The sequence below is a fragment of the Pseudomonas sp. P7758 genome (genome assembly GCF_013386485.1).
In the GTDB taxonomy this organism is placed as follows: Bacteria; Pseudomonadota; Gammaproteobacteria; order Pseudomonadales; family Pseudomonadaceae; genus Aquipseudomonas.
This window is the reverse complement of the sequence record NZ_JACARS010000105.1, coordinates 1-21,406: the sequence shown is the minus strand read 5'-3', so window position 1 is coordinate 21,406 and position 21,406 is coordinate 1. Positions and strand designations below refer to the sequence as shown.

Here is a 21,406-nt window from a genome sequence, read left to right as displayed (position 1 = left end):
GAGCAAGCCCGCTCCCACATTTGTCCTGTGTTGGACCTGAGAGTAAAGATGACCTCACTCAACCTCACCGCCCTCGCCTGGACCCCACCAGGCCACGAGCACTGTCATCACCAGTTCCAACTGCGTGACGCCAGCCTGCACGTGAACGCCGGTGAGTTCGTCGGGCTGATCGGCCCCAACGGCAGCGGCAAGACCAGCCTGCTGCGCTGCGCCTATCGGTTCAGCAAACCGGCTGACGGTGAGGTGCTGCTGGAACACCAGAACGTCTGGAAGCAATCCTCGAAGTGGTGCGCGCAACGCATTGCCGTGGTGCTCCAGGAGTTTCCCGACGCCTTCGGCCTGCGGGTGGATGAAGTGGTCGCCATGGGCCGCACACCGCACAAGGGCCTGTTCGACAGCGATACGCTTGAAGACCAGAACCTGATCCGCCAGGCCCTCGATAACGTCGGCCTGCTGGGCTTTGAAGACCACGCCTTCGCCACCCTCTCGGGCGGAGAAAAACAGCGGGTGATCCTCGCCCGCGCCCTGGCCCAGCAACCGCAACTGCTGATCCTCGACGAACCGACCAACCACCTCGACCCGCGCTACCAGCTGCAATTGCTGCAACTGGTCAAGCGCCTGAACATCGGCACCCTGGCCAGCATTCACGACCTGAACCTGGCTGCCGCGTTCTGCGATCGGCTGTATGTGATCAACCACGGGCGCATCGTCGCCAGCGGCACACCTCACGAAGTGCTGACCGCCGAATTGCTGCGCGAAGTGTTCGGCGTTGAAGCATTGATCGACACTCACCCCTTGTCCGGCTACCCCCGAATCACCTGGATAACCCAACCATGATCCTGCGCTCCCTGCTGTCTCTCGCGTTGCTGCTCGGCACTTCCCAGGCGTTCGCCGAAGCGACCCATTACCCGCTGAAAATCCAGAGCTGCAACCGCGAAGTGACCTTCGCCGAGGCACCAAAACACGCGGTCAGCCACGACATCAACATGACCCAGATGATGCTCGCCCTGGGCCTCAAGTCGCACATGGCCGGCTACAGCGGCGTGACCGGCTGGAAGTCGGTCACCCCGGAAATGGCGCAGATCCTCGACGGCCTGCCGGAACTGGCGAGCAAATACCCGTCGGTGGAAACCCTGCTCAACGCCAACGTCGACTTCTTCTTCGCCGGCTGGGACTACGGCATGCGCGTCGGTGGCGACCTCACCCCGCAAACCCTGCAACCGTTGGGCATCAACGTCTACGAGCTGACCGAGTCCTGTGCCTTCGTGATGAAGCGCCCGGCGGCCACCCTGGAAGACACCTATAACGACCTGCGCAACCTGGGCAAGATCTTCGATGTGCAGGACCGCGCGAATGCCTTGATCGCACAGATGCAGGCACAGGTCGCCCAAGTGCAGGAAAACCTGCCGGCCGACAAGCCCCGCGTGTTCCTCTACGACAGCGGCGAAGACCGCGCCATGACCTCCGGCCGCCTGGGCATGCCCCAGGCGCTGATCGACGCCGCCGGCGGGCGCAACATTCTCGATGACGTGGACGCCAGCTGGACCCGGGTCAACTGGGAAACCGTGGTGGAGCGCAACCCGCAGGTCATCGTGATCGTCGACTACAGCGAAATCACCGCCGAGCAAAAAGAGCAGTTCCTGCTGAACAACCCGGCGCTGCAATCGGTGGACGCGATCAAGAACCAGCGCTTTATCGTGATCCCCTACGTGCAAGCCACGCCGGGCATCGACAACGTGCTGGCGGTTGAAACCCTGGCCAAGGGGTTCCACGGCGAATGATCACCCGTCGCTATGCCCTGCTGCTGAGTGCCCTCGGCGCGTTGTTGCTGATCTCGTGCGTGGTCTCGCTGGGGTTCGGCTCGGCGCGGGTACCGGTGGACGTGGTGTGGCGGATCCTGCTGCATAAAGCCTTCGGCGTTGGCGAGATGGACTGGAGCGTGGGGCAGGAACATATCGTGTGGCTGATCCGCGTGCCGCGCATGTTGCTCGGTGCCCTGGTGGGCGCCGGGCTGGCGTTGATCGGTGCGGTGTTGCAGGCGGTAACGCGCAACCCGCTGGCGGATCCGCACCTGCTGGGCGTGACCTCCGGCGCCACCCTCGGTGCGGTGATCGTGGTGCTGCATGTGGGTGAAGTGATCGGCTTGCTGACCCTGCCCATCGCCGCGTTCATCGGTGCGTTGCTGAGCATGATCGTGGTGCTGGCGGTGGCCAGTCGCAACGGTCGGCTGGAGAGTGACCGCCTGCTGCTGTGCGGGGTGGCGGTGTCGTTCGTGATGATGGCGGTGGCCAATTTGCTGCTGTTCATGGGCGACCATCGCGCGGCCTCGGCGGTGATGTTCTGGATGCTCGGCGGCCTCGGGTTGGCGCGCTGGGAACTACTGGCCATTCCCTTCGCCACGGTGTTGCTGGGGCTGGTGTTGCTGCTGGGGATGGCTCGCCCGTTGAACGCGCTGATGGCCGGCGAACAGACCGCCGTGACCCTGGGCCTGAACGCGCGCAATGTGCGGCTCAAGGTGTTCCTGATCGCCTCGCTGATGACCGGCGTGCTGGTGTCCATCAGCGGCTCCATCGGCTTTGTCGGGCTGATGGTGCCGCACATTGCCCGGCGCCTTGTAGGTGCCGAACACCGGCGTTTGCTGCCGGTGTGCGTGCTGTTGGGCAGTGTGTTCCTGGTGTGGGTGGATGTGGCGGCCCGCACAATGATTGCCCCCGAAGACCTGCCCATCGGCGTGGCCACGGCGGCCATTGGCGGGCTGTTTTTTATCGGGCTGATGCGGCGGCGTTAAACCCCCTGGTCGGCCTGCTTGAATGCATGCAACAAGCGCCGCGCCACCTGGCTGCGGGGTTGCCAGAAGCGATCGGTTTCCAGGATGGTCAGCTTGCCCGAGGTCGCCAACCGGCGGATCACCTCGCTGGGCTTGACCTTCACCACACCCGTGTCTTCGTCGATCCAGTCATCGCGCAGCAACTGGCTTTCGTCCGCGTGATAGCTGGGCTCATACACAATCAACGCGCCGTGCACCGGGGTGAAGTAGTAACGCGCCCCCGCGATCTTGTCCTGGCGCAGCATCTCGATGAACCCGCGAATTTCCTTCTGGGCAATGAAGTTGTGGGCCAGGCCTTCTTCGTAGCGATCCGCCAGATGCTGGCGCTCGGTGTCGAGCTTGAACAACTGCTGGACGCCCATCACCTTGTAGCCCGCCGGGTAGCGGGTCGATGTGCTGGGGTAGCCGAGGTTCATGATGCCTTCGAACAATGCCTTGTAGGCCGGTGTGTCCGGCCGCAGTCCCACGGCCACCGAGGGGCCCGGGTCTGCCACCGGTTGCACGGCGATGAACGTGTCGCTGTCGCCGTTGCCCAGCACCGCTCCCAGCCGCGCCTGGTGCTCCAGCGGCACAACCTGTTGCCATACCTGGCGCGCGGCGTCGTCCGGGTGGGCGCACAACGGGCCCAGGGCCATGCGGGTATCGCGCACTGCCAGTGTCGTGGCCAGGCGCTTTATCCGGGGCAACAAGGCATCCCAGAACGGGCTGCTGTCGAGTACCCGCAGCTCGCCGGACTCCACCAGTTTCAACACATGGCTGTCGATGCTGCCACGACTGTTGAGGTGTTTCAGATACGCCGCCTGCCGGCGGCTGGAATCCCAGTCCGGGTCGATCCTCACCGCCTGGTACCGAAACAGTGAGCCGTCGGCACACGACACATGCAACGCCAGGAAACGCTCACTCTGTGCCACCCGCAAAAAGCTCAGCGCCGCCAGCACCACGGCCGGAGCCATCAGTTGCGCGTAGCCTTCGGCCTGGGGCAACTCGGGCGCAGCACGCTGCGGCAGCCTCAGATACAGGCCTTGCAGGCTGTACCCGCTCGGCAACTGCCCGCGCAGGAACGCCCGGTCGAGGGCAAAGCCCAGGTCGTCGCCCTTGACCGGTGCGCAGGCGACAAAATGCCCATTGTCGGAGGACTTGAGAATCACGCCAAAACTCAAATCGGCGCGCCCCTGGGCGTATTGATGACCATAGCGTGCCGCGTCGTCAGCATGCTTGAACACCGGGCCCAGCTGCCGATCCGCCACGGCATGGACCGCCGCCTGCGGTGCAACGTAGGCCAGGCCGGGCATCCAGCCCGGCAGCACACGCTGGGCAGTGCCCCACAACGGGCCGCCCTCCAGTACTTGCAAAGTCCCCACCCGCGCCAGCTGATTGACCAGCTCGGTGGGGGTCTTGCGGCCGCTGCGCATCTGCTGCTCGACGGCATTGCTGTAAGGGTCGTGCAGCGCCAGGCTGTTGGGGGCCAGGGAGGTTTCCAGGTGGCTGAGCAACTGCGTCGCTTCGTTGCGCTGGGCCGAATCCAGCAAGCTGCGCTCGGCGTCCTGGGTACTGAAACCGATAAGTGAGCCGTCGGGCGTCAGCAGGTATTCGTGGGTCCACAGGTGACCCGACTTCAGGGCGGTCTCCAGTACTTTGGTCGAGAACAGGTTTTGATACACCGCGTTTTCTTCAGAGGGTAACCAGAACTCCAGCACCCGGGCGACACGTGACCGGTAGCGCGCGACCATTTTCCAACCAGGGGCCAGCAGCGCCTGGCTGACGTCCAGGCCCGGCAGGATGACGTTCGGGTCGAAGTCTTCACTCAACACCGGCACCGCCAGGGTCGCGACAAACTTGCCGTTGCGCTGCAACACCAGCCCGCCTTGCAGCGTGTCGCGCTGTGTGCCCAGCTGTTGGTGGGCGTAACGCACCGCATCGGCCTGGTTGCTGAACAGCGGGCTCAATGGGCGACGCATAAAGTTGGCGAAGGCGGTCCATGGGGCCTGGCTGACATCCAGTTTACCCGCCAACGCCCAGCATTCGCTCGGCACCAAAACGCTCAACCAGCTCAACTTCGCCACTTCGTTGACAAACCCGACCGCCGAGAGCTGCCCGCTGGCCATCAAGGTCTGCACGTCTTCATAGACCCCCGACGGCTGGCGGACCGGGTTGAACAGCGTCGATGCCACCGGCGTTTGTACCTGCAGCAGCGCCTGGTCCAGTGTCGAGATAAACACCGGCAAGCCCGTCAGTGCGCCTGTCTCTCGTTGGCGCTTGGCCTCGACGGTGGCACTGGCCAGATCCCCGGCCGAAATAAAATGCTGCGCCAGCCAGTGTTCGGCGGTGGTCAGCCCCTGTGGCATCCAGTTGCGCCGGTAAACCAAGGCGTGCAGTTGATAACCCGCGGGGTAAATGAACTCGCCTTCGTCATCCACGGCAAACACGGCGCTCAAGGCGAACAGCCCGGCCCTATCCCAGGCGGGTACAAGCTCGGAGCAGACAAAGGCGTCCTGATCGCGATGCTTGAGCATGAAACCGAAACCGGTTTGCGTCGGTGCTTCATGGTCCAGGCGCGTGTGCAGTGCCCGAGCCGCGTCAGCGGCACTGGCGCAGACCGGGCCATAGGCAATCTGCTCCGGACGTTCGCGCCGGGGTATCGGCAGGCGTGGCCGCCAGTGTTCGGCGATCAGCCCCGGCGCGCCCCACAACGGGTTGGCCTGCACCACCCGCACGCTGCCGGCCGCCGCCACCTGGCTGATCCACTCCCGCGCCGTCAGCGTGCCGCTGGCCAGGTTGAGGGCCGTTGGGCTGCGATGGGGCAAGGGGTCGAGCGCCTTGAACAGGTTCGCCTGGGCGGCAGAGTCGATCAGGTCATACGCCAGCAAACAATCTTCGGCGCCCGACAGGTAGGCCACGAACACCTGTTGGCGATTGCGGATCAGCGTGTGCACGTCCAGGGCGCTGAACATCTGCGCCTCCAGGCAGGCATCGTCCCGCGACCAGCCCGGGCGCTGCAGGCGCTCGGGTTCCAGCAACGAAACCCCGCGGCTGGAACCGTACACGGCCTTCAGCATGTGACCGGGCGGGAGCAGTGAGCGGCCCTTGACGTCCTGGGGGTAGACAACGCCCAGGGCAAAGCGCCCGGCGTCGCTGGCCGGCAATGGCTCAGTGGCCACGTAGAGACCGTCCGGGCGCTGCAGGATATAGCCGCAGTATTCGCCCTCACGCCAGCTGCCGATTTGCCCGTGGGCATAGCGTGCCGCGTCTTCTACCTGGAGAAACCCGCGGCTCAGTTGCGGGCGGGGTGCCAGTGCGTAAGGTCGCCAGGTGTCGGCGACCAGCCCCGCCACATCCCACAACGTGCCCGGTTGCAACACCGACAGCGCCCCGGCGGCGGCGACCTTTTGGATCATCTCGTGGGGCGTCACGGTGGCGGCCCGCAGTTCATCCCCCAGCCCGTTGTCCGTCACCCGGCCATCGGGCAGCACCTGGTAGAGCTGGCTTTCCTCGGCCGAGCCGGAAGCGTCATAGGCCAGTTGAGCGCCGTCCGCCGTGCTGAGGTAGAAGGCCAGATTGCTCTCGGGGTGGATGCGCAGCGCGGCAATCCCCTGGGCAAAATCCGTGGTGTCGATAAAGCCCTCGTACAACCAGGGTTCGGCGCCGATGCCGGTGGCGTCCGGTGCGCTGCGGCAGTACCAGCCACGCAGGGCGAAGCCTGGCGGCAGGCTGGCATTGCCAAAAACATTCGCCAACACGAAAAGGGTTTCGCCGGCGGGTATCGGTGCGCAAGGCTCGCTGACCACATACTGCTCTGCACTCGAGTGCTTGAGGATGCAACCGACTCGCCGGCCATCCGCCGTTGCCTGCATACGGTCATGGGCATAACGGGCGGCGGTTGCCAGGTCAGTGAAAACCCAGCTCAGGGGCGTATCAATGGGGGCTGCGGCGGCGAAAGGCGTTTCGGGCTCCCAGGTGGCCGGGACCCGGCCCTGGACGTTGTACCAGGTCTCATCCGCCAGCAGCACCGTCAACTCACCGAGTTTTACCAGCTCTTTGATCAGCCCTTCACGCGTGCCGTCAAAACCTTGTACGCGGGCCACACCTTGGCCATCGCGTTCAACTTGTGCCAGGTACTCGCCGAATTCACGCTCGGCCCGAGAGCCGCTGACAGCGTATTTGATCAACGTACCGTTCGTTCCGCTGGTGTAAAGCACCTTGATCTGATCGGAAAAAACCAGCGTCATGTCGATCGCTTGAGTCGACGGTGTACTGACCAGGAACGCCAGCTGTCGCGAGGTTTTTTGAGGATAGTTGGCACGCACCTCAGCCAGGTCGTAGACAGGTCGATTGAACTCGCCAACCATTTGGTGCCCTTCAAGCTCGACCCGCGTCAGAGCGTTGTCGGTGGGCAATGCCCCGCCCCACAACGACAGCCACCTGTCAGGGTCTGACAGCCTGGAGGCCACAAACAGCCCATCGCTGCGCTTGAAGATGTAAGCCTGGAGAAAAGAGCCGTGGGGTGAACCCACCTTGTAATGCAGGTAGCGTGCGACATCATCGGCAGTGACGAAGGCAGGGCTCAGCGACGCATGGACTTTCGCGAAGGCCCTCCATTGCGGTCCTACCACTCCGGCCTTGTCCCATACCCGTCCGGGCTCAACCACCGTCAGCGTGCCCACGGCAGCCACTTGCCGGACAAACTCGGAAGGGCTCAAGGTAGCGTCCTTCAAGCGTCCGTCGAGATCCGCGCCGCGATTGGCGAACAGCTGGGACTGCGCCTGCGAGCCGGTGCAGTGGTACATCAGCAGCGCGCCGTCGTTGGCGCGCAAGTAAAAGTGCAAGCCCAGGTCGTCGGTCCCCGCCATCATCACCACGGCAGCCAACGCGGAAGCCGTGAAGAAGTTTTCCGCCAGCCACGACTCTTTCGCCACGGTCGGTTTCGCTTGCGGTGATAGGGAGCAGTAAATACCGAAGGTCAAAAACTCACTGTCCGCCTTGTGCACTTTTGGCAGTGACAACTTGCCACTGGTCAGCGCAAACGCCGCCTTGAGTTCATCCGACGGAAATTCGGCCACGTACTGGTTCGACGCGCTTTTGTACAGGTAGCCAAAGAGACTCTCCTGCCGTGCAAACCCCAGCGGCGGCAAGACTGATCGCACCGCGTCCTGCCACCGGCGGCTGACTTGGCTGGCGAGAGGCGCCAGTGCGTCCTGCCCGATTTGCGACAGGGTTTGATTGAGGGTCCACGGCGCCAGCAGTTGGCCAGGCTTTCCACCCAGCTCGGCGTTGGCAACGATGACCCGCAGGTAGCCGGCCCTGGCCGTCTCATTGATAAAGGCGATGTAGTCGTCGAAATCGGCCGCAGGCTTGGCCGCCATCAACTGGTTCAAGAAGCTGGCCTCAGTCGCAGAGCCGCTGCTTTCATACTGGATGAGCGAGCCATAGAACCCGGACAGGTAGTAACGGGTGCACAGCATGCGCACCTGGATGATGATGCGCAGGATATTGATGGGGAAAAAGCTGCGATCCAGGCGGCGCTGCGCGCCTGTCCAGTGCTGTATCTGCGCGGAGCGTCGGGTGCCATCCTCGCCGCGCGAACTGTACAGGGCGTGAACGCTGTGGCCCTCGTACGCCAGGAAATTCCTGTTGGCATCGACCTTGAGCAGGTCGCTCTGGAAATCGAATGCAGTGGCGGTGCCGGCCACCGGCACGCTTGGCAGGTACATCCCGTCATCACGCTTGAAAACCAGCCCGCCAAATACCGTCTCGCGCCGGTTGCCGATCTGTTGATGCGCCCAATGGGCGGCATCGTGATCGGTAACGAACGCCGGCCCCAGATGGGGAACCGGCCTGCGCGTGCTCGCCGCTTGATCGTCTTGAATGTGAGTACTGTCCATGTTCATCGTCACTTGAGTGAAGTTAAGAAAACTGGCGCTGCCCCTGGGTTGCCGGGGGCACCAGGCAGGCTTCACTTTCAAGGGTTTGGCTGGACGCAGGCATTAGATAGTTAAGGCTCGGGGCGCCAGGCACCATCAGGGTGCGCCTGCACGCACAGCCTGCGTTGATTGGCGCCGCATTGGTGCATCGCCCACCCCGATAGCCCGGTCACGACTCGCGCGCACCACGATTGCGCGCCCCGGCACAGCCTTTGCAATCACTCCCTCATCACATCATTGAGTCATGGAGATTGCACAATGAAGCGTCGCAGCTTGATCAAGGCTTTCACACTGTCGGCATCCATCGCCGCGATGGGCATGACCTGGACGGTACAGGCCGCCGAGACCATCAAGGTCGGCATCCTGCACTCGCTGTCCGGGACCATGGCGATCTCCGAGACCTCGCTCAAAGACATGGCGCTGATGACCATCGACGAGATCAACGCCAAGGGCGGCGTGAACGGCAAGATGCTTGAACCGGTAGTGGTGGACCCGGCTTCCAACTGGCCGCTGTTCGCTGAAAAGGGCCGCCAGTTGCTGACCCAGGACAAGGTCGCCGTGGTGTTCGGTTGCTGGACCTCGGTGTCGCGCAAATCGGTATTGCCGGTGTTCGAAGAACTCAACGGCCTGCTGTTCTACCCGGTGCAATACGAAGGCGAAGAGATGTCGCCGAACGTGTTCTATACCGGTGCGGCGCCGAACCAGCAGGCGATCCCGGCGGTGGAATACCTGATGAGCGAAGAAGGCGGCGGCGCCAAGCGCTTCTTCCTGCTGGGCACCGACTACGTGTACCCGCGCACCACCAACAAGATTCTGCGTTCGTTCCTGCACTCCAAAGGCGTAGCGGATAAAGACATCGAAGAGGTCTACACCCCGTTCGGCCACAGCGATTACCAGACCATCGTGGCCAACATCAAAAAATTCTCCGCCGGTGGCAAGACCGCAGTGATCTCCACCGTGAACGGCGACTCCAACGTGCCGTTCTACAAAGAGCTGGCCAACCAGGGCCTGAAGGCTACCGACGTACCGGTCGTCGCCTTCTCCGTGGGTGAAGAAGAACTGCGCGGCATCGACACCAAGCCGCTGGTGGGCAACCTCGCCGCCTGGAACTACTTCCAGTCGGTGGAGAACCCGGTGAACAAGAAATTCGTCGCTGACTGGAAAGCCTATGCCAAGGCCCACAACCTGCCGGGCGCGGATAAAGCCGTGACCAACGACCCGATGGAAGCCACCTACGTGGGCATCCACATGTGGGCGCAGGCGGTGGAGAAAGCCAAGTCCACCGACGTCGACAAAGTGCGTGAAGCCATGGCCGGGCAGACCTTTGCCGCGCCGTCCGGCTTCACCCTGACCATGGACAAGACCAACCACCACCTGCACAAGCCGGTGATGATCGGCGAGATCCAGTCTGACGGGCAGTTCTCGGTGGTGTGGCAGACCCAGGAGCCGATTCGTGCCCAGCCGTGGAGCCCGTATATCCCTGGCAATGACAAAAAGCCGGATTACGCCGTCAAGAGCAACTAAGACCGACTCGGTCTAAATGTGGGAGCGGGCTTGCTCGCGAAAGCGGTGTGTCAGTCGACGCATCCGAAACTGAGCCAGCGCTTTCGCGAGCAAGCCCGCTCCCACATTGTCCGTGCATGATCAGGACATTTTGTATGCCCACTGCCCTATACCGCTTCATCCTCGCCGCCCTGCTGTTGCTGCCCCTCGCCGCACACGCCAGCGACGCCGAAGACTTCATCAACGCCAACCCGATGCAACAAGCCAAGCTGCTCCAGGACTGGGCCGCCCAGCCCGACCCGGCGCGCATCGAGCTGGTGGACGCCCTGCAACAAGGCCAGATCAGCGTCAACGGGGAAACCAAGACCGTACGCCTGAACAACCGCCTGCGCGGCCTGATCGACAACGTGCAAGCCAGCCAGGAATTGCTCGCTGCCGACCCCAAGGTGCGCCTTGCCGCCGCCCAGACTCTGCAAAAAAGTGCACAACCTGCGCAGCTGAAATTCCTCGACCAGCAACTCGCCGGCGAAACCAATGATGACGTACACACAGCCCTCAGTCTCGCCCTGGCCAACCTGCAACTGGTAGATCCCGACCCGGCCGTGCGCCTGGCCGCCGTGCGCTTGCTCGGCGGCACCGGCGACCCGCTGGCCCGCACTCGCCTGGAAGCCCTGCTCGCTCCCGGCGTCGAAGCCGACGCCACGGTGCACACCGCCGCCGAGACCAGCCTGGCCCAGGTCAAACGCAAACTGATGGTGGGCGAGATTCTCGGCCAGGCCTTCAGCGGCATGTCCCTGGGCTCGATCCTGCTGCTGGCGGCGCTCGGCCTGGCGATCACCTTCGGCCTGCTCGGGGTGATCAACATGGCCCACGGCGAGATGCTGATGCTCGGCGCCTACTCCACCTATGTGGTGCAGTTGCTGATGCAGCGCTACGTGCCCCAGGCCATCGAGTTCTACCCGCTGATCGCGCTGCCGGTGGCGTTTTTTGTCACCGCCGCCATCGGCATGGCCCTGGAGCGCACGGTGATTCGTCACCTCTACGGCCGCCCGCTGGAAACCCTGCTCGCCACCTGGGGCATCAGCCTGATGCTGATCCAACTGGTGCGCCTGGTGTTCGGTGCGCAGAACGTTGAAGTGGCCAACCCCGAGTGGCTGTCCGGGGGAATCCAGGTGCTGCCCAACCTGGTGCTGCCGTACAACCGCATCGTGATCATCGCCTTCGCGCTGTTCGTGGTGGTGCTGACTTGGCTGCTGCTGAACAAGACGCGCCTGGGCCTCAACGTGCGCGCCGTCACCCAGAACCGCAACATGGCCGCCTGCTGCGGCGTGCCCACCGGACGCGTGGACATGCTCGCCTTTGGTCTCGGCTCCGGCATAGCGGGCCTCGGTGGCGTGGCCCTGAGCCAGATCGGCAACGTCGGCCCGGACCTCGGCCAGAGCTACATCATCGACTCGTTCCTGGTGGTGGTACTCGGCGGTGTCGGCCAGTTGGCCGGTAGCGTCATGGCGGCCTTCGGCCTGGGGATAGCCAACAAGATTCTCGAACCGCAGATCGGTGCCGTACTCGGCAAGATCCTGATCCTCGCGCTGATCATTCTGTTCATCCAGAAACGCCCGCAAGGACTCTTCGCACTGAAAGGACGGGTGATCGACTGATGAACCAGCCATTGATGCTTACGGCCGCGCAAAAGGCCGGCCCCAAGGTGACCGTCGCGGTCGGTGCAGTGGTGCTGATCCTGCTGCTGGCGCTGCCGTTGTTCTCGCTGTTGTCACCGGAAAATCCGCTGCACGTTTCCGCCTATACCCTGACGTTGGTGGGCAAGATTCTGTGCTACGCCATCGTCGCCCTGGCGCTGGACCTGGTGTGGGGTTATGCCGGGATGTTGTCCCTCGGCCACGGCCTGTTCTTTGCGCTGGGCGGTTATGCCATGGGCATGTACCTGATGCGCCAGGCGTCCGGCGATGAGCTGCCGGCGTTCATGACCTTTTTGTCGTGGACCGAGTTGCCGTGGTACTGGACCGGCACCAGCCACTTCCTCTGGGCGATGTGCCTGGTGGTGTTGGCACCGGGATTGCTGGCACTGGTGTTCGGGTTCTTCGCCTTCCGCTCACGGATCAAGGGCGTGTACTTCTCGATCATGACCCAGGCCCTGACCTTCGCCGGGATGCTGTTGTTCTTCCGCAACGAGACCGGGTTCGGCGGCAATAACGGCTTTACCAATTTCCGTAGCATCCTCGGGTTTGGCATCACCGAGCCGGGCACGCGAGCGGCGCTGTTTGTGGCCACCGTGGTGTTGTTGGTGGCGAGCCTGTTCATCGGCTGGCGCCTGGCCCAGAGCAAGTTCGGCCGGGTACTGACAGCGCTGCGGGATGCGGAAAATCGCCTGATGTTCTGCGGCTACGACCCGCGTGGCTTCAAGCTGTTCGTATGGGTGTTGAGCGCGGTGCTGTGTGGTTTGGCGGGCGCGTTGTATGTGCCGCAAGTGGGCATCATCAACCCCAGCGAAATGTCGCCGACCAACTCCATCGAGGCCGCTGTGTGGGTGGCCCTCGGCGGGCGTGGAACCTTGATCGGCCCGCTGCTGGGCGCCGGTGTGGTCAACGGCATGAAGAGCTGGTTCACCGTGGCGTTTCCTGAGTATTGGCTGTTCTTCCTCGGTGCGCTGTTCATCATCGTCACCCTGTACTTGCCCAAGGGTGTGATTGGCCTGCTGAAGAAAAGGGGCGACCAATGAGAATTACAGCGACGGCGGAATTCATGCTCGAGCCCATTCTTGAACCGAACAAAGACCAAGGTAGCGCCCGCGATGCCATTGGCCTCGGTCAGGCTGCCGGCAAAGGCCTGAACACCCGCCACGGCACGATCCTGACCCTGGAAGACATCAGCGTCAGCTTCGACGGCTTCAAGGCGTTGAACGACTTGAACCTGTACATCGGCGTCGGCGAATTGCGCTGCATCATCGGCCCCAACGGCGCGGGCAAGACCACGCTGATGGACGTGATCACCGGCAAGACCCGGCCCAGCCACGGCAAGGCCTGGTTCGGCGAAACCCTCGACCTGACGAGCATGAGCGAAGTGCAGATCGCCCAGGCCGGCATCGGTCGCAAGTTCCAGAAGCCCACGGTATTCGAAGCCCTCAGCGTGTTTGAAAACCTGGAGCTGGCGCAGAAGACCGACAAATCGGTGTGGGCCAGCCTGCGGGCGCGCTTGAGTGGTGAGCAGAAAGACCGCATCAGCGAAGTGCTCGACACCATCCGACTCACCGCTTCAGTCAATCGCCCGGCCGGCTTGCTGTCCCACGGCCAGAAACAGTTCCTGGAAATCGGCATGTTGCTGATGCAGGACCCGCAACTGTTGCTGCTGGATGAACCGGTGGCGGGCATGACCGATGCCGAAACCGAGTTCACCGCCGAGCTGTTCAAGCGCCTGGCGGGCAAGCATTCGCTGATGGTGGTGGAACACGACATGGGCTTTGTCGGCTCGATTGCCGACCACGTGACGGTGTTGCACCAGGGCAGCGTGCTGGCCGAAGGGTCGCTGGAACAGGTGCAGGAAAATGAGCGGGTGATCGAGGTTTACCTCGGCCGCTGAACCTGATCGTTCCCACGCTCCGCGTGGGAATGCATCCGGTGACGCTCTGCGTCACACGGCGGACGCGGAGCGTCCATTGCGGCATTCCCACGCAGAGCGTGGGAACGATCATTAAGGGGAACTGAACATGCTGCAAGTCGACAAGCTGCACCAGTACTACGGCGGTAGCCACATCCTGCGCGGGCTTTCCTTTGAGGTAAAAGTCGGCGAAGTCACCTGCCTGCTGGGCCGCAACGGCGTGGGCAAGACCACCTTGCTCAAGTGCCTGATGGGTTTGCTGCCGGCCAAGGAAGGTGCGGTGAACTGGGAAGGCCGCGCCATTACCGGCTTCAAGCCGCACCAGCGGGTGCACGCCGGTATCGCTTACGTGCCCCAGGGCCGGGAGATTTTTGGCCGCCTGACAGTGGAAGAAAACCTGCTGATGGGCCTGTCACGCTTCCCCGGCTCCGAAGCCAAGGAAGTGCCCGCCTTCATCTACGAGCTGTTCCCGGTGCTGCTGCAAATGAAGCAACGCCGGGGTGGTGACTTGTCCGGCGGCCAGCAACAGCAGTTGGCTATCGGCCGGGCCCTGGCCAGCCGCCCGCGCCTGCTGATCCTCGATGAACCCACCGAAGGCATCCAGCCGTCGGTGATCAAGGAGATCGGCGCGGTGATCAAGAAGCTCGCGGCACGCGGCGACATGGCGATTCTGCTGGTGGAGCAGTTCTATGATTTTGCCGCGGAACTGGCCGACCAGTACCTGGTGATGTCCCGGGGCGAAATCGTCCAGCAGGGGCGTGGAGAAAATATGGAAAGCGAGGGTGTGCGCGGGCTCGTTACGATCTAATCTGTAGCGTCCTAACGATAAGCACTGACCATGACCCTACCTGCCCCCACCGCGCTGTTCACCCCAAGCTGGCACGCCGAGCTGGAACTCGGCTACGCGCGTTTCGGCGACACCACGCGCCCAGTGATGCGCCGCCACCTCGGCCCACTGCGAGTGCAAAAGCATCTGTACGCCGAAGGCCCCGAGGTGTGCCAGCACATCATCGTGCACCCGCCGGGCGGGATTGCCGGCGGTGATCGTCTCGATATCAGCGCCCATGTCGCCGAAGGTGCGTGGGCGCAACTGACCAGCCCCGGCGCGGCCAAGTGGTACCGCGCCGGCGGGCCGGCGTATCAGAAACTGGAGCTGACGGTTGAGGCGGGCGCGACGCTGGAATGGCTGCCGCAGGAGACCATCGTGTTCAGCGCCGCCCAGGCCGAACTCACCACCCGCATCGACCTGCAAGGCGATGCCCGGCTGTTTTACTGGGACGTGGTCGCCCTCGGGCGCCCCGCCAGCGGCGAGCGTTTCGACCTCGGGCACTTCCAGTCGCACCTGGATATCCGCCGCGACGGCCAGTTGATTTGGCATGAGCGCCAGCGCATTGTGGGCGCCGACGGTTTGCTCGACTCACCCATCGGGCTGGACGGGCAACCGGTGTTTGCGACCTTGCTGGTGACCGGCGAAATCGACCCTGAACTGCTCGAGCAATGTCGCTCCCTGCCCCACCCGGTACGCGGCGACCTGACCCAATTGCCCGGCCTGCTGGTGGCCCGCTGCCTGGCCAGTGAAGCGCTGCTGGCGCGAGCCTGGCTGATCGCACTGTGGCGCCTGCTGCGCCCGGCCGTGCTGGGCCGAGAAGCGGTATCACCGAGAATCTGGAGCACATGAAGATTAAAAATGTGGGAGCGGGCTTGCTCGCGAATGCAGTGGGTCAGGCAAAGATGCATTCACTGACACACCGCATTCGCGAGCAAGCCCGCTCCCACATTGGATCTCCGGTGTTTTTACGAATGTATTTCATAGTGGACCTTGAACGATGGACCTGACCCCACGGGAAAAAGACAAACTGCTGATCTTCACCGCCGGCCTGGTAGCCGAGCGACGGTTGGCGCGCGGTGTGAAGCTCAACTACCCGGAAACCATCGCCTACATCTCCGCCGCGTTGATGGAAGGCGCCCGCGATGGCCGCACCGTTGCCGAGCTGATGCACTTCGGCACCACCCTGCTCACCCGCGAACAGGTGATGGAAGGCATCCCGGAAATGATCCCGGACATCCAGGTGGAAGCCACCTTCCCCGACGGCACCAAGCTGGTCACCGTCCACCAACCCATCGCCTGAGGCCCGACCATGTCCTTTTTGACTCGTGATGCGGTGCACGCCGATTTGCCAGGGATTCGCGATATCTACAACGACGCGGTGCTCAACACCACGGCGATCTGGAACGAACAACCGGTAGACCTGGGCAACCGCCAGGCCTGGTTCAGCGCTCGTCAGTCGCAGTTTTATCCGGTCCTGGTGGCCGTCGAAGACGAGCAGGTCATCGGCTATGCCTCGTTCGGTGACTGGCGGCCCTTTGAGGGCTTTCGCCACACCGTCGAACACTCGGTGTACGTGCGCAACGACCAGCGCGGCAAGGGCCTCGGCCCCCAGCTGATGCAGGTGCTGATCGAGCGGGCGAAAACCTGCGACAAACACGTGATGGTCGCCGCCATCGAAAGCGGCAACCAGGCCTCGATCCGCCTGCATGAGCGCCTGGGTTTCATCACCACCGGGCAGATGCCCCAGGTCGGCACCAAGTTCGGACGCTGGCTGGACCTGACCTTCATGCAACTGACGCTCAACCCAGGCGCTGTGCCGCCCAAGGAGTGACACCGATGAACGCCCAACTGCGTCGAGTCAATGCCGAAAGTTTTGCCCATTACCGCCCGGGTTTGATTGAGCTGTTGCTGGACGCCGTGAAGCACGGCGCATCGGTGGGTTTCATGGCCGACTTCGATGAGGCCCAGGCCAACACCTATCTCAATGGCGTGCTGGTCAGCCTCAACGATGGCAGCCTGCTGCTGTGGGTGGTGGTGCGTGATGAGCACGTCATCGCCAGCGTGCAATTGGCGCTATGCATGAAAGCCAACGGCCTGAACCGCGCCGAAGTGCAGAAGCTGCTGGTGCACAGCGAGGCCCGGCGCCGTGGCCTTGGCCAGCAACTGATGAGCGCCCTGGAACTGAGCGCCCGCCAGTACAAACGCGGGCTGCTGTACCTGGACACCGAAGCCGGCTCCGGCGCCGAAGCCTTCTACCAGTCGCTGCGTTATACCAAGATCGGTGAATTGCCCGACTACTGCCAAAGCCCGGACGGGCGCTACACCCCGACCGCCATCTACTTCAAGACCCTGGGGCAACCTGCATGATTCCTGGCGAATTTCAGATCCAGCCTGGCGACATCGAACTCAACGTGGGCCGGCGCACCGCCACCCTGAGCGTAGCCAACAGCGGCGACCGGCCGATCCAGGTTGGTTCCCACTATCACTTTTTCGAAACCAACGACGCACTGACGTTCGACCGTGCCGCCAGCCGTGGCATGCGCCTGAACATCCCGGCCGGCACCGCCGTGCGCTTTGAGCCGGGGCAGAGTCGTGAAGTGGAACTGGTTGAGCTGAGTGGCAAACGCCGGGTGTTCGGGTTTGCCGGGCGCATCATGGGCGACCTGGACTGACCTGTGGCGAGGGAGCTTGCTCCCGCTCGGGCGCGCAGCGGCCGCAAAAGAGCTGACTCAATCTTTCTGACTCACCCCGGTGCCTGGCTTTTGGGGCTGCTGCGCAGCCCAGCGGGAGCAAGCTCCCTCGCCACCTATCGGGAACGATCAAGGAACTAAACACATGAAGATTTCCAGACAAGCCTACGCCGACATGTACGGCCCCACCGTTGGTGACAAGGTCCGCCTGGCCGACACCGAGCTGTTCGTCGAAGTCGAACAGGACTTCACCGTCTACGGCGAAGAAGTGAAATTCGGCGGCGGCAAGGTGATCCGTGATGGCCAGGGCCAGAGCCAATTGCTCGCCCATGAGGTGGTCGACACCCTGATCACCAACGCGCTGATCATCGACCACTGGGGCATCGTCAAGGCTGACGTCGGCCTGAAAAACGGCCGCATCGCCGCCATCGGCAAGGCCGGCAACCCGGACATCCAGCCCGGCGTGACCATCTGTGTCGGCGCCAGCACCGAAGTGATTGCCGGTGAAGGCATGATCCTCACCGCCGGCGGCATCGATACCCACATCCACTTCATTTGCCCGCAGCAAATCGAAGAAGCACTGACCAGCGGCGTCACCACCATGATCGGCGGCGGCACCGGGCCGGCCACCGGCACCAACGCCACCACCTGCACCTCCGGCCCATGGCACCTGGCGCGCATGCTCCAGGCCTCCGACTCGTTCCCGATGAACATCGGCTTCACCGGCAAGGGCAACGCCAGCCTGCCGGAGCCGTTGATCGAACAAGTGAAGGCCGGTGCCATTGGCTTGAAGCTGCACGAGGACTGGGGCACCACGCCGGCGAGCATCGACAACTGCCTGAGCGTCGCCGACGAGTACGACGTGCAGGTGGCGATCCACAGCGACACCCTCAACGAATCCGGCTTTGTCGAAACCACCCTCGCCGCCTTCAAGGGCCGCACCATCCACACCTACCACACCGAGGGTGCCGGTGGCGGTCACGCGCCAGACATCATCAAGGCCTGTGGCTTCCCCAACGTGCTGCCCAGCTCCACCAACCCAACCCGGCCGTTCACCCGCAACACCATCGACGAACACCTGGACATGTTGATGGTCTGCCATCACCTGGACCCGAGCATTGCCGAAGACGTGGCCTTTGCCGAAAGCCGCATCCGCCGCGAAACGATTGCCGCCGAAGACATCCTTCACGACCTCGGCGCGTTCTCGATGATCAGCTCCGACAGCCAGGCCATGGGGCGGGTTGGCGAGGTGATCACACGTACCTGGCAGACCGCCGACAAGATGAAGAAACAGCGCGGGCCATTGCCTGGCGACGGCGAAGGCAACGACAACTTCCGCGCCAAACGATACATCGCCAAGTACACCATCAACCCGGCGATCACCCATGGCATCAGCCACGAAGTGGGTTCCATCGAAGTCGGTAAATGGGCCGACCTGGTGCTGTGGCGCCCGGCGTTTTTCGGGATCAAGCCGACGCTGATTCTCAAGGGCGGCGCGATTGCCTCAAGCCTGATGGGCGACGCCAACGCCTCGATCCCGACGCCGCAACCGGTGCACTACCGCCCGATGTTCGCCAGCTTCGGCAGCTCGCTGCACGCCACCAGCCTGACCTTTATCAGCCAGGCGGCGTTGGCGGCAGGCCTGCCGGAGCAGTTGGGGTTGAAGAAGCAGATCGCCGTGGTCAAGGGTTGCCGCGCGGTGCAGAAAACCGACTTGATCCACAACGATTACCTGCCGGATATCGAGGTTGACCCGCAGACCTACCAGGTCAAGGCCGATGGAGTATTGCTGTGGTGTGAGCCTGCGGATGTGTTGCCGATGGCGCAGCGGTACTTCTTGTTCTAAGCCCCAAATACGGCACTGATCGCCTGGTCGGTCAGTGTCGTGTTCAATGAGTTGAGTTCGCTGGTGATGCTGGCAAGCGAAGTGTCGTATTCAGCCCGACTCATGACGGTTCCCGGCAGGCTGTTACCGCGCGGCCGACCGAGGATATCGGCGGTCCTGGCGATGGTGTCGCTCAGGTCCTTCTTGGCCTCGGCAGACAAGCCGCCATCCCTGGCCCATTGCGCTTGCGCGTCCTCGTAGTCGAGCAACGCGTCAGATTTCCGGAAGATTCTCAAGTATTCCACCTTGTGGGCCCGCTCCAGAAATTCCTTCCACATCGGCTGCTCAATCAGGTTCTTGCGCAACTGCTCACCCTGGTCCAGCGCTGTCACCTGCTCGTACGCCGCCTCTACCATGGCCGGCGTCACATACTCTTCGCGGTACAGCATGGTTCTGGCCTGCCACGGCAAGTCCAGGCGAGAGGATAGCTGGGAGGTGTAAGCCAGGTAGATCTCGACCTCATCAATAGGCGGGATCTCATTGCCTGCGTTGTCGTAATGAGAGACCAACATGCCCTCCTGGTCATACTCCCTATACCTGGCGCCTTGACTGATCAATTGTGCCACGCGCGCATGAGCGATCCGCCCCAACTCCTCCAATCGCCACTTGCCCCTGGCCAACTTGAGCACGCTGCTTCTCACCGCATTCGCGTCTTCATTGGCATAGGCCGAGCGCAACAACACTTCAACCCCCATAGCATTGAACAACTGCGCCCCCGCATCCACGCAAGCCGTGGGGAACTGTGCCATGCGGAACAGCTCCTCTCGCAACTCGGCGTCTTCGCCCATGGCCTCCAGCATGCGCCATACTTTCGCAGTCAGCTCCGGCAGGTAGCGCTTGCCCTCGACTACGGCATCCCCTGATTTGGACAGGTAGCGAATTTCGTTGAAAAAAGCTTCAGAACCGAAGGCATCCTCCAGCCTTTGCCACAATTGCTGCTTGGATTCCCATTCCTCGTCGGTCAATCCCGTTTTCCAGAGTTTGCTATCGGCCCGGCCTTTGGGTGGAAGCTGACGATCCGGATCATTACCGGCTGCCTCGATATATAACCTGAAATCGCTCACGGCTTTAGTACTCAGTAGCTCTCGGGAGAGCGTCGTGCGCGCGATGATCCGGGCGTTATCAGAACCCGGCGCAAATACCGGTACGCGGATAAGCGCGTTCTCACGCAAATCCAGAATGAAATGCCGTGGGCGCGGCAGGCGAAACACGCTGGCAGGCCACTCCTCCAAATCTGTTTCAGCCAGCCACAGCTGGCGCAAATCAGGCATGCGACTCACGTCCGGCGCCAGACCCAATGGATTGCTTTCAAGCGACAGCTCCTTGAGCTGTTTCAGTTTGCCCAAGACCATGACGCTCTCCTGACTCAGGACTATTTCATTGCCTCCCAGATACAACTCGGTCAGGTGCGGCATGGCGGCAATGGCCGGCGGCAGCCGCGTCAACCGGCAGGCTTGCACGGACAAGCTGCGCAGGCTGCGAAAGTTGGAAACAAACCCGTCGACGTCGTCACTGGTCAAGGCCATGCTGCGCAGGGTCAGCTTACTGACGTGATCAAAGTCGGCCGGCAATGGCGGCAGGGTGCGCAACTGCTGGCGCAATTCGACCCCATCCCACTTGATGGCCTGGCCGAGGTATCGACCATTGCCGTCGATATCCCGCAGCCCGGTTCTGCGCCAGGCCGCCTCAATGGCCTTGACGATCCGGCCCCTGGCCCGATAAATCCGATCTGCCGCCTGGCCACTGGTCGACGCGCCTGCGCGAGCGCTGATCTGCCAGGTTCGCAACGTCTGAGTCAGGTTGCTGAATTCGCTTTCGAGTTCCTGTACCCAGGTGAGATCGAGTGGGTCGCCAAGAGGTCGTAACTCGGCAATTTCGTTGGCGGTGATGTCCGGGTACAAGTTGCGAATGCGTGCCTGCAGGCTCCGCTCAAACGCCCACCCGCCGCGCCCGCTCAAGGGGTACCCACGCCTGCCGCCCGACAACTGCGATAGCGGTTTGACGAACGGTTGGGCGGGTTGCATCTGCAGCACCTTGCGCAAGGCACCGCGCGACAGGGCATGTTCCTGGATTTTGCCTCTTAACTCCGGCCCCTGCCCACTGCCTGGCAATCCCAGAGACTGGCGGTGGGTGTCTGGCAGG

Annotated in this window: 16 protein-coding genes; 14 read left to right on the top strand and 2 right to left on the bottom strand. The window is 62.9% G+C overall.

Annotated elements, in window-relative coordinates; translation table 11 throughout:
- Window positions 1-48 precede the first annotated feature (48 nt).
- Genes HX873_RS22295 through HX873_RS22285 form a run of 3 tightly spaced genes read left to right on the top strand, consistent with a single transcriptional unit; the run spans window position 49 to window position 2,788 of the window.
- A complete protein-coding gene (locus HX873_RS22295) occupies window positions 49-837 on the top strand; it encodes an ABC transporter ATP-binding protein (protein WP_003217364.1) in 789 nt (262 codons plus the stop codon).
- Window positions 834-1,781: an ABC transporter substrate-binding protein gene (locus HX873_RS22290; RefSeq protein ID WP_008439045.1), complete on the top strand. Its 948-nt coding sequence runs from the start codon at window positions 834-836 to the stop codon at window positions 1,779-1,781. The genes HX873_RS22295 and HX873_RS22290 overlap by 4 nt, the downstream gene beginning before the upstream one ends.
- A complete protein-coding gene (locus tag HX873_RS22285) occupies window positions 1,778-2,788 on the top strand; it encodes an iron ABC transporter permease (protein WP_177123212.1) in 1,011 nt (336 codons plus the stop codon). Before HX873_RS22290 ends, HX873_RS22285 begins: the two co-directional genes overlap by 4 nt.
- Here the strand turns inward: HX873_RS22285 and HX873_RS22280 are convergent.
- On the bottom strand, window positions 2,785-8,706 hold the full coding sequence (locus tag HX873_RS22280; protein ID WP_177123211.1) for a hypothetical protein: 5,922 nt from the start codon (window positions 8,704-8,706) through the stop codon (window positions 2,785-2,787). The two genes, HX873_RS22285 and HX873_RS22280, sit on opposite strands and share 4 nt — an antisense overlap.
- A 297-nt stretch (window positions 8,707-9,003) precedes the next feature.
- On the opposite strand from HX873_RS22280, the gene urtA reads away from it, so the two are divergent.
- The 11 genes from urtA to ureC all read left to right on the top strand — a co-directional run bounded on the left by urtA (window position 9,004) and on the right by ureC (window position 19,225).
- The gene (gene urtA, locus HX873_RS22275; RefSeq protein ID WP_003217372.1) at window positions 9,004-10,269 is read left to right on the top strand and encodes an urea ABC transporter substrate-binding protein; all 1,266 of its coding nucleotides are present in this window, start codon (window positions 9,004-9,006) and stop codon (window positions 10,267-10,269) included.
- Between the two features lie 134 nt (window positions 10,270-10,403).
- The gene (gene urtB / locus HX873_RS22270) at window positions 10,404-11,906 is read left to right on the top strand and encodes an urea ABC transporter permease subunit UrtB (protein ID WP_003217374.1); all 1,503 of its coding nucleotides are present in this window, start codon (window positions 10,404-10,406) and stop codon (window positions 11,904-11,906) included.
- Entirely contained in the window at window positions 11,906-12,985 is a 1,080-nt protein-coding gene (gene urtC, locus HX873_RS22265; RefSeq protein ID WP_008439056.1) for an urea ABC transporter permease subunit UrtC, read from the top strand. The genes urtB and urtC overlap by 1 nt, the downstream gene beginning before the upstream one ends.
- The gene (urtD, locus tag HX873_RS22260) at window positions 12,982-13,842 is read left to right on the top strand and encodes an urea ABC transporter ATP-binding protein UrtD (RefSeq protein ID WP_003217378.1); all 861 of its coding nucleotides are present in this window, start codon (window positions 12,982-12,984) and stop codon (window positions 13,840-13,842) included. Before urtC ends, urtD begins: the two co-directional genes overlap by 4 nt.
- Window positions 13,843-13,969: 127 nt before the next feature.
- Window positions 13,970-14,668, top strand: a complete 699-nt coding sequence (gene urtE / locus HX873_RS22255) for an urea ABC transporter ATP-binding subunit UrtE (protein ID WP_003217380.1) — start codon at window positions 13,970-13,972, stop codon at window positions 14,666-14,668.
- Between the two features lie 30 nt (window positions 14,669-14,698).
- A complete protein-coding gene (locus HX873_RS22250) occupies window positions 14,699-15,538 on the top strand; it encodes an urease accessory protein UreD (protein ID WP_003217381.1) in 840 nt (279 codons plus the stop codon).
- A 148-nt stretch (window positions 15,539-15,686) separates the two neighbouring features.
- Entirely contained in the window at window positions 15,687-15,989 is a 303-nt protein-coding gene (gene ureA, locus HX873_RS22245) for an urease subunit gamma (protein WP_003217383.1), read from the top strand.
- Window positions 15,990-15,998: 9 nt separating this feature from the next.
- Entirely contained in the window at window positions 15,999-16,520 is a 522-nt protein-coding gene (locus HX873_RS22240; protein ID WP_177123210.1) for a GNAT family N-acetyltransferase, read from the top strand.
- A 5-nt stretch (window positions 16,521-16,525) separates the two neighbouring features.
- A complete protein-coding gene (locus tag HX873_RS22235) occupies window positions 16,526-17,056 on the top strand; it encodes an N-acetyltransferase (protein ID WP_177123209.1) in 531 nt (176 codons plus the stop codon).
- A complete protein-coding gene (locus HX873_RS22230) occupies window positions 17,053-17,361 on the top strand; it encodes an urease subunit beta (RefSeq protein ID WP_003217389.1) in 309 nt (102 codons plus the stop codon). The genes HX873_RS22235 and HX873_RS22230 overlap by 4 nt, the downstream gene beginning before the upstream one ends.
- 163 nt (window positions 17,362-17,524) lie before the next feature.
- On the top strand, window positions 17,525-19,225 hold the full coding sequence (gene ureC, locus HX873_RS22225) for an urease subunit alpha (protein ID WP_087693127.1): 1,701 nt from the start codon (window positions 17,525-17,527) through the stop codon (window positions 19,223-19,225).
- Here the strand turns inward: ureC and HX873_RS22220 are convergent.
- Window positions 19,222-21,406, bottom strand: a 2,185-nt coding sequence (locus HX873_RS22220; RefSeq protein ID WP_305729308.1) for an NEL-type E3 ubiquitin ligase domain-containing protein, incomplete at its 5' end; no start/stop codon positions are given. The two genes, ureC and HX873_RS22220, sit on opposite strands and share 4 nt — an antisense overlap.